The organism is Frankia sp. Mgl5 (assembly GCF_023242985.1).
GTDB lineage: Bacteria > Actinomycetota > Actinomycetes > Frankiales > Frankiaceae > Parafrankia > Parafrankia soli.
In genome coordinates, this window is the sequence record NZ_JALKFY010000130.1 from 1 (window position 1) to 271 (window position 271).

The window sequence follows — 271 nt, forward strand, 5'->3', positions numbered from 1 at the left end:
TAGTGAACGTTATTGGTCGCGACCAGCTGAATCTGCGTCTCCTGGTGAAGCCGGATCATGCGTTGATTGAGGCGACGCTCCTGTTCCAGCCCGTGATCCTGCAGCTCCAGAAAAAAGTTGCCTTCACCAAAGATCGCCTTGTAGTTTTCCGCAGCGTTGCGGGCTGCCTCCATATCGCCAGCGAGAAGCAGCCGCGCCACTTCACCGCGGGAACAACCGCTTAGTGCGATGATGCCTTCATGGTGATTGCGCAATGCCTCTTTATGTAAAC

Annotated in this window: 1 protein-coding gene; it reads right to left on the bottom strand. The window is 55.0% G+C overall.

Features of this window, described 5'->3' with window-relative positions; translation table 11 throughout:
- On the bottom strand, window positions 1-271 hold a 271-nt coding region (locus tag MXD62_RS08675; RefSeq protein ID WP_248828874.1), incomplete at both ends, for a PHP domain-containing protein.